This window comes from Streptomyces sp. NPDC003691 (assembly GCF_053981115.1).
This window is the reverse complement of record NZ_JBSFNQ010000172.1, coordinates 1-6,781: the sequence shown is the minus strand read 5'-3', so window position 1 is coordinate 6,781 and position 6,781 is coordinate 1. Positions and strand designations below refer to the sequence as shown.

General features: G+C 74.4%; 6 protein-coding genes and 5 tRNA genes. 4 read left to right on the top strand and 7 right to left on the bottom strand.

Translation table 11 applies throughout. The features are described from left to right. Nucleotides 1-1,418: RNA polymerase recycling motor ATPase HelR (gene helR, locus ACWDR0_RS34205; RefSeq protein WP_456355730.1), on the bottom strand; the 1,418-nt coding region annotated here is incomplete at its 3' end. Between the two features lie 345 nt (nt 1,419-1,763). After that, on the bottom strand, nt 1,764-2,984 hold the full coding sequence (locus tag ACWDR0_RS34200) for a serine/threonine-protein kinase (protein ID WP_456355729.1): 1,221 nt from the start codon (nt 2,982-2,984) through the stop codon (nt 1,764-1,766). 300 nt (nt 2,985-3,284) lie between these two features. Between ACWDR0_RS34200 and ACWDR0_RS34195 the strand changes: the two genes are divergently transcribed. The 4 genes from ACWDR0_RS34195 (at nt 3,285) to ACWDR0_RS34180 (ending at nt 6,070) form a co-directional block, all read left to right on the top strand. Beyond that, nucleotides 3,285-3,542 carry a hypothetical protein gene (locus ACWDR0_RS34195; protein WP_456355728.1) on the top strand — a complete coding sequence of 86 codons (258 nt, stop codon included), beginning with the start codon at nt 3,285-3,287 and terminating at the stop codon, nt 3,540-3,542. A 188-nt stretch (nt 3,543-3,730) separates the two neighbouring features. Beyond that, on the top strand, nt 3,731-3,937 hold the full coding sequence (locus ACWDR0_RS34190; RefSeq protein ID WP_456355727.1) for a hypothetical protein: 207 nt from the start codon (nt 3,731-3,733) through the stop codon (nt 3,935-3,937). A 660-nt stretch (nt 3,938-4,597) separates the two neighbouring features. Beyond that, the gene (locus ACWDR0_RS34185) at nt 4,598-5,704 is read left to right on the top strand and encodes a phosphotransferase family protein (protein WP_456355726.1); all 1,107 of its coding nucleotides are present in this window, start codon (nt 4,598-4,600) and stop codon (nt 5,702-5,704) included. Nucleotides 5,705-5,770: 66 nt separating this feature from the next. Next, complete coding sequence (locus ACWDR0_RS34180) at nt 5,771-6,070, top strand: TFIIB-type zinc ribbon-containing protein (protein WP_456355725.1); 300 nt, start codon at nt 5,771-5,773, stop codon at nt 6,068-6,070. 127 nt (nt 6,071-6,197) lie between these two features. On the opposite strand, the gene ACWDR0_RS34175 is transcribed toward ACWDR0_RS34180, so the two are convergent. The 5 genes from ACWDR0_RS34175 to ACWDR0_RS34155 all read right to left on the bottom strand — a co-directional run bounded on the left by ACWDR0_RS34175 (nt 6,198) and on the right by ACWDR0_RS34155 (nt 6,663). Beyond that, a tRNA-Val gene (locus tag ACWDR0_RS34175) sits at nt 6,198-6,269 on the bottom strand. A gap of 45 nt (nt 6,270-6,314) precedes the next feature. Next, a tRNA-Val gene (locus tag ACWDR0_RS34170) sits at nt 6,315-6,386 on the bottom strand. Between the two features lie 19 nt (nt 6,387-6,405). Continuing rightward, nucleotides 6,406-6,480 (bottom strand) — tRNA-Val (locus ACWDR0_RS34165). A gap of 1 nt (nt 6,481) precedes the next feature. Next, nucleotides 6,482-6,555: transfer RNA gene (locus ACWDR0_RS34160), tRNA-Cys, on the bottom strand. 35 nt (nt 6,556-6,590) lie between these two features. Next, a tRNA-Gly gene (locus tag ACWDR0_RS34155) sits at nt 6,591-6,663 on the bottom strand. Nucleotides 6,664-6,781 lie beyond the last annotated feature (118 nt).

Genomic DNA, 6,781 nt, shown 5'->3' with positions numbered 1-6,781 from the left:
GCCGCGCGGCGGACGCCGCGCAGCGCGGCCCGCGGGTCGCCGAGCCGCTGCCGGGCCGCGTCGAGGAGCGGCAGATCGGACACCGTCCAGGCCCCGGCGTCGGTCCGCTGGAGCCGCCGCACCTCGTCCGGGCCCAGCAAGGGGGCGCACAGTCGCAGATAGGCGGGTACCGACCAGAGGTCCCCGACCAGGTCGGCGGCCTCCAGCAGCGGCCAGGCGCGGTTCAGGGCCTCCGTGAGCTTCGGGTCGCGCCGCAGCGCCTTCCGGAAGTGGCTCTCCGGTACGTCCTCGTTGCCCAGCTTGTCGAAGAGGATCGAGAACAGCTCCGTCCGGACGGTTTCCCGGGCCTCGTTGTGCGGCGCGCCCGGCCCCGGCGCCTCGAAGGCCTCGGCCCAGTCGTCGGCGGTCAGCCGCACGTTGCCCCAGTCGGTGGAGACGGTCAGCTCGTCGGTGGGCGGCTCCTCGTAGAACCGGACCGCCGTCTCGATCGCCCGTACGAGATCCGCGGAGGACTTGAGCCGGGCCGTCTCGGGATCGGTCTCGGGCCGCGCGGCGGACCCCTCGGCGACCAGGTCCCGCAGGGTGCAGATGCGGACCCCCTCCTCGCCCAGACCGGGCAGCACATCGGCGACATAGGCCAGATAGGGCTGGTGCGGGCCGACGAACAGCACCCCGCCCCGGCGGCGGCCGAGCCGGGGATCGGCGTACAGGAGGTACGCGGACCGGTGCAGCGCCACCACGGTCTTCCCGGTACCCGGGCCGCCGTCGACGACCAGGGCGCCGCGGGATCCGGCCCGGATCACGGCGTCCTGGTCGGCCTGGATGGTGCCGAGGACGTCGCGCATCCGGGCCGAGCGGGCGCCGCCCAGCCCGGCGATGAACGACGACTGGTCGTCGAGGGCGGCATGCCCTTCCAGCCCCTCGGGGGCGAACACCTCGTCCCAGTAGTCACCGATCCGGCCGCCGGACCAGCGGTAGCGCCGCCGGCTGACCAGCCCCGACGGATCGGCGTGGGTCGCTGCGAAGAACGGTTCGGCGGCGGGGGAGCGCCAGTCGACCAGGAGCTGCCGCCCCGAGAAGTCGGTGAGCCCGACCCGGCCGATGTATACGGATCCCGAGCCGTCCTCGGGGACGATACGGCCGAGACAGAGGTCCAGGCCGAAGCGGCGCAGCGTCCGCAGCCGGGCCGTCAGCTCGTGGATCCGGGTGTCCCGGTCCATCGCCGCCCGCCCGGCCCCGCCGGGTGACCTCAGCTCGGCCGCGAGCCGCCCGGACAGCTCGGCGACGGCCTCCTCCAGGCTCCGGGCGACCGCCGTGAAATGCCGCTCGTCCTCGGCGATCAGCGCCGGGTCGGCCTTGGCGGCGAGCGGGCCCGACAGCTCGAAGACGCTGGTGGGCAGGGGTGTCACGGGGGTCATGACGGGGGCTCCGATCGTGGGTCGCTCCGGCGCGGTGGGGTGGTCCGCGGGCGGCGGATCGACAACGGCGCACATACTTCGTGAATCTCCCATTAACGCAGGTTCCGGCCTGAGGCAGTGATTCTGCGGTACGACGGGGGCCTTGCTGCAAGCCCCCCGGTGCGCTATATCTTGAGAGTGGCGAGGAGCGGGTGCTCCTCGCTTTTCGCATGTCACGGGCGTGCCGGTGGGCCCGTGGGGGCCGGGCGGGCCCGGGAGCGCGCCGGACGGGCATGGTGGTACGGACACGGTCACCGCGACGGCCGGGGGCCCGGCCCGGAAGCCGGCACCGCCGGAAGAATGAGCCTAGAGCTGCTGGGCGGCCGCGATACCGAGCGCCACGATCAGCGTCACCACGAAGAAGACCACGATCCGCTGCCGCAGCAGCCGGGGGTTGGCCGGGCGGCGGCCCGTGGATGTGGTGCGCACTCCCTGCCGTCCGGTCGGACGGCCCTGGGTACGGGACGGGGCACCGCCGCGCGAGGGTACGGGGCGGGCCGAGCCGCCGGTGCGCGGCGGCCGGGGGCGCGGGGCGCCGCCCCCGCCGGTGCGCCGGTCGCGGGGGTCCCGCTCGGGCCGGTCCGGGCGCTCCAGCCGCTCCGTACGGTCCAGTTGCTCGGTGCGCTGCGGATGGCGCGGCGGCTGTCCCGTACGGAGGGTGTCGATCCGCTCCCGGGGCACCGGCGGCCGGCCGTCGGCGGGCCCCTGCGCCTCCCGGGCGGCGATCTCCTTCAGCCGCATGGAGAGCTGGAGGGTGCTCGGGCGCTCCAGCGGATCCTTCGCCAGACAGGCCCGCAGCAGCGGGGCCAGCGCGTCCGGGACCCCGTGCAGATGCGGCTCCTCGTGCACCACCCGGTAGAGCATGACCTCGGAACCGCCGTGCCCGAAGGGGGAGTCGGCGGTGGCCGCGTAGGCGAGGGTGGCGCCGAGCGCGAAGACGTCGGTCGCCGGGGTGACCGCGACACCCCGGACCTGTTCGGGCGCGAGGAAGCCGGGGGAGCCCACGGCCGTGCCGACATGGGTGAGGGTGGAGGCGCCGGTGGCCCACGCGATACCGAAGTCGATGATGCGGGGGCCCTTGGGGGAGAGCAGGATGTTCGACGGCTTGAGGTCGCGGTGCACCACCCCGGCCTCGTGGACGGCGACCAGCCCCTCGGAGAGCGCCGCGCCGATCGCGGCCACCTCGGCGGCCGGGAGCACGCCCTCCTCGTTCACCTTGTCGTGCAGCGAGGGGCCGGGCACGTACTGGGTGGCGAACCACGGCCGGTCGGCGTCGAGATCGGCCGCCACCAGCCGGGCCGTACAACCGCCCCGGATCCGCCGGGCCGCCGACACCTCACGGGCGAACCGGGAACGGAACTCCTGGTCCTCCGCCAGATCGGGCCGGATCACCTTCAGCGCCACCCGCTGGCCGCGCCGGTCCGAGCCCAGGTACACCACGCCCATCCCGCCCGCGCCGAGCCGCCGGTGGATACGGAACGAGCCGACGACACGCGGGTCCTCGCGCCGGAGCCGCATCATCGCCATCGTCCGTCCCCTGCCTACGGTGGGGGAGCCCCCACCCCGTGTCCCTCGGTGGGAGGCCCCACCCGCTTGTTACGGCCGGTCCGTTACCGGGCGGCCCCGACCGGTGGTGTCCGATCGTCCGTTTCGACGTGGCACAGCTTACGTACCGCCGCCCCGGTGCGCTCATAGGCCGCGCCCTCCGGGGACGAACGATTGTCAGTGCCCGATGGGAGAATTGACCAGAGGTCAGGGAGTACGGAATCCGGCTCCCGCGACCCGCGCGGAATCTCAACCGACCGTCGCCGGAGGGGGATTGGATCAGTGAAAGGTGATCGCGTGGAGATCGTCGTGGACGCGGGCGACAGCACCCGGACGTACGAAGTCGTGGCAAGCCGGGCAGGCCGCAGAGTGGAGACGGCAGTCCGCAGGGGGGTGGTCGAAGTGAGCGAAGTCACCCGTACCGGGGTCGTGGTGCGGACCGCCCGTTTTATGGCCAACCGGGTGCTCGCACTGGTGGAGCAGCCCGTCCCGCGGGACGACCCCTCGGAGCGTCCCCTCCGGGAAACCCCTCAGACCTGAGGCGGCTTCTCCACCCAGGGGAGTACGCCGAAGGACCTCGGCTCATCCTCTCGGAGGCCCGGGAATCAGTACGCGGGCATGACGTTCGGGCCCCGCCGGAAACCTAATGTTGTGGTCAAGCGGCGGGTGCAGTACTCGTCCCCCGAGGTCGGACACCCGCCGCTGTTGACCACGACAGGAGAGGAACCATGGCCGATACGGCGACGCGGACCATGATCCGCACGCAGGAACGCAGGGCAACCGCGGCGTTCGGCGGCCGGCGGCCCGGTCAGCGCCACCCCCTGGTGGCGACGGCCATGGTTCTTCCTCTGGCGGCACTACTGCTCTATGTCATCGGTGGCTGGGAAGCGGTAGTGACACAGGCGTCGTCCGTGGGCGTGATGCTGGGGCGCTGAGCGGCGCCCCGGGCCCGGAAGAGCGGTCCGGGTCGGGGACATCCGGCCATAACCCCGTGGGGACGGGGGTGCGGCGGACGGCAAGTGGTGGCCGGTTAGCTGGGGAGCTGACCGGCCTCCGCGTTTTCCGCATCCGCGGCGGCCCCGCGCCGAAGCCGCCCCGCGTCCGAGCCGCCCCGCGTCCGAACGGCCCCGGGCTCCCGGAGCCCGGGGCCGTACGGCCCCGGACCCCGGCGGATGCCGGACCGGCTGCGCCCGAGCGTTTCGTACGTCCGGCGGCAGGTTTCTCCTGCTGCCCGGGGCGGGGCTGTGACGGTACGGCGGGCGATGCCCGGCGGATGCCGGCCGCTCCGCGCCGAAGCCGCCCCTGCTTCCGGACCCCGGCGGATGTGACGGACCGGCGGGGGACGCCCGGCGGATGCCGGCCGCTCCGAGCCGAAGGCCGCCCCTGCTCCCGGAGCCCCCGGCGGATGTGACGGACCGGGCGGAGCACTGCCCCCGTCCCGTACGCGCGCCCCGGCACCGGTGTACGGTCCGGACCGGGAGCCGGTCGCGACGGCCCGCGGGGGCCGGGCGTCCGCCTCTCCGGCCGGGCCACCGCACGGGCGCGGCCCGGCGCGTACGCTCGCGTCCGGAGCCGTACCGCAGCCGAGGGGGAACGTGAGCACCGCCGTCGTCGACGTCCTGGCCCGGATCGCCCGGGGCGCGGCCCATCCCGCGCCCGGCCGCCCGGCGGCCCCGGAGTGCCGGGGCTGCGCCCGCGGGCCGGAGGTCCTGGCGGACCGCCCGGACGGCATCGTCGTCCGGCACGGGCCCGTGGTCGCCAAGGCCCACGACCCCGCCGCCGACCCGGCCGGACACCGGGCCCGGCTGGCCCTCGCCGCCGACCCCCGGTTCACCGGCATCCTGCTGCCGCCGCTGCCCCCGCCCCCGGAGATCCGGGAACTCCCCGGCCGGCCGGTCAGCCTCTGGCCGTACGGGGCACCGGTCGATCCGGACGACCCCGGTGCCGCTCCCTGGGAGCAGACCGCCGCCCTGCTGGCCGCGCTGCACCGGGTCCCGTACGGCGGCCCCCGGCCCGTACCGCACGTACCGCCCGCACCATCCGGCCCCCGGCCGGTACCGCCCGGCCCGCGCGCCCCGGGTCACGGGACGCCCCCGCCCTCCGGACCCCCGCCCGCCGCGCCGCCGGTGATGCGCGGTCCGCTGAAGGCCGCCCGCGCGATGGCGCGGATGCGGCGGGACTCCCGGCACCCGGCCGTCCGGGACGTCGAACGGGCCTGGGACCGGCTCCCCGCCTGGGCCCGCGGCGAGACCCGGGCGGCCGCGCCCCCCGGCGGCCCCGCCGGGCTCTGCCACGGGGATCTCCACCTGGGCCAGCTGGTCCGCCATCCGGCGCCCGCCGGTCCCTGGCTGCTGATCGACGCCGACGACCTCGGGCTCGGCGCACAGGCGTGGGACCTGGCCCGCCCCGCGGCCTGGTTCGCCGCCGGGCTGCTGCCGCAAGCCGAATGGCAGCGGTTCATCGGCGCCTATCTCGCCGCCGGAGGTCCGGCCGCCGACCCCGCCGAGCCCTGGGCCGCGCTGGACGTCCCGGCCCGTGCGCTGACCGTGCAGAGCGCCGCGCTCGCCCTGGCGCGGGCGGCCAGGGAGGACCGGGCGCCGGATCCGGCGGACACCGCCGTCCTCGACGCCTGCGCCCGGATCGCCGCCCTGCCACCGGAGTTGGCCCCGCACTCCTCGTCGCGGGCCGGGGCGCCGACGTAGGGTGCTGATGCGGCCGGGCCCTCACCCGGGGCGCACGGAACGACAGGCGAGGAGCTGAACCCGACGATGCAGTGTCCCAAGTGCCACGCGATGATGCACACGTACAACCGCAGCGGTGTCCAGATCGAGCAGTGCAGCGGCTGCCGGGGGATATTCCTGGACTACGGCGAGCTGGAGGCCCTGACCCGGCTGGAGGCCCAGTGGACCCAGCAGGCACCGCCGCCCGCCCCGCCCGCCGCCTACCCCGCGGCCCACGCGCCCGCCTGGGGGGCCCCGCAGCACGGCGGACATCACCACGGATCCCACGGCTCCCACGGGCGCCACGGTCATCAGCGCGGCTTCGGCCGGATGCTCTTCTCCTCCTGACGACCCGACCCGGTCCAGATCCGACGCCGACCCGACCCCGGCCGGGTCCGGCGGAAAGCGGCACCGGGGCGGTACGGAGAACGACGAAGCCCCGGCCACCGAGACGGCGGCCGGGGCTCCGGACCTGTGCGCGATACTGGGATTGAACCAGTGACCTCTTCCGTGTCAGGGAAGCGCTCTCCCGCTGAGCTAATCGCGCGGGAACCGACCACGGGAAGCATCCCGCGGAGGGCAGTGTACTGCGTGCGCGATACTGGGATTGAACCAGTGACCTCTTCCGTGTCAGGGAAGCGCTCTCCCGCTGAGCTAATCGCGCGGGGGATCCGTCAGGATCCTGGTGGACGATACTGGGATTGAACCAGTGACCTCTTCCGTGTCAGGGAAGCGCTCTCCCGCTGAGCTAATCGTCCTTGGAGGTGGAGACGGGATTTGAACCCGTGTAGACGGCTTTGCAGGCCGTTGCCTCGCCTCTCGGCCACTCCACCCGGAGTGCGGGGGTTCGGGAAGATCCCCCACGTCGAGCGGACGACGAGATTCGAACTCGCGACCCTCACCTTGGCAAGGTGATGCTCTACCAACTGAGCCACGTCCGCTTGTCTTTTCCGTTCCGCTTCCGCGTCCCGGCGACGTGTTGAACTCTAGCGGATTCCGGGGCCAGCACCGCGCAGCGGGAGTTCTTCGCCCTGCTGTACCGGCTGCTGGTGACCCGCG

Coding starts and splice junctions, on each gene's coding strand:
- ACWDR0_RS34190 (WP_456355727.1), top strand. CDS start 3,731: ATGGCCGATACGGCGACGCGGACCATGATCCGCACGCAGGAACGCAGG.
- ACWDR0_RS34180 (WP_456355725.1), top strand. CDS start 5,771: ATGCAGTGTCCCAAGTGCCACGCGATGATGCACACGTACAACCGCAGC.
- ACWDR0_RS34200 (WP_456355729.1), bottom strand. CDS start 2,984: ATGGCGATGATGCGGCTCCGGCGCGAGGACCCGCGTGTCGTCGGCTCG.